The sequence below is a fragment of the Pseudomonas sp. GW704-F2 genome, assembly GCF_059423025.1.
This window is the reverse complement of record NZ_JBWKXO010000102.1, coordinates 1-640: the sequence shown is the minus strand read 5'-3', so window position 1 is coordinate 640 and position 640 is coordinate 1. Positions and strand designations below refer to the sequence as shown.

At 61.1% G+C, this 640-nt stretch carries 1 protein-coding gene; it reads right to left on the bottom strand.

Annotated elements, in window-relative coordinates:
• Positions 1-137: 137 nt before the first annotated feature.
• On the bottom strand, positions 138-640 hold a 503-nt coding region (locus AC07W0_RS30940; RefSeq protein ID WP_102619033.1), incomplete at its 5' end, for a Spy/CpxP family protein refolding chaperone.

Sequence of the window (640 nt, the reverse complement as noted above, 5' to 3'; positions counted from 1 at the left end):
CCCCCGTGCCCACCGCCATGCGGCCCGGCATGCGCCGGCAATGCAACGGCGGCAGCCAGCAGGATGAACCCTGTCAGCACGCACTGTTTTACTGAGTCACTGTTCATGATGTTTACCCAGGAGGCTCGCGAATAGCATTACGGTTGGCTGGTCGGGTTGAGCCCGCCGCACCCTTGCGGCCATGCCATGTGCATGGGCGTTCGCCAACCGTCCTGATCGGCGATGCGGTGATGCATCACCGTCCAGAACAGATCGAAGATGGTTTTTTGCTGGGCATCGAGGGCATCGTAGAAGGTTTGGGTGCGTGCCTGAGCTGCGTCCAGACGGACCAGTTGCGCCTGCATCCAGCTGGTTTGCGTGCGCAGGCGCTCTATACCTTTGGCCATTCTCTGCGGCGTTGTTTCGTCCTTCAGCGCTTGTCTGGCACTTGCCTTGTCAGTAGCGGCTGCGTTGCCTTTTTCCACTTGCTGATTGGCGTCTGCGATGACGCCTGCAGCCCAGGTTTCCCAGGCGGGCATTTGCTCCGGCTTGAGGCTGAGCTTGCCCTTGAGTTCTTCCAGGGTCTGCTGCGTATGCTTGACCCAATCGAAATTCGAGGCGTGACGGAACATACCGCCCTGCCCCGCCCCCGCCCCTGGCC